At 64.7% G+C, this 238-nt stretch carries 1 pseudogene; it reads left to right on the top strand.

The features are described from left to right. Window positions 1–238: pseudogene (locus EOD29_RS34840) on the top strand (metalloprotease); the annotation flags it as partial.

The raw sequence follows: 238 nt of genomic DNA, 5'->3' as shown, positions 1-238 counted from the left end.
GCAACAATTCGCAAATCTTCCGCTTCCTGACCGCCGTGCCGAAAGGCAGTGACGCCCTTGAGCCGACGGCCAATGTCCTGCGTGCGAGTTTCCGGCGTATGACGCCGGCAGAGGCAGCCTCGCTGAAGCCGCTGCGCATCCGCGTCGTCACCGTCCGGCCGGGGGAGAACATCTCGACGCTCGCCGCCCGCATGATGGGCACCGACCGCAAGCTCGATCTCTTCAAGCTCATCAACGC

This window comes from Mesorhizobium sp. M1A.T.Ca.IN.004.03.1.1 (assembly GCF_003997555.1).
GTDB lineage: Bacteria > Pseudomonadota > Alphaproteobacteria > Rhizobiales > Rhizobiaceae > Mesorhizobium.
This window is presented reverse-complemented; position numbering and strand designations above follow the sequence as displayed.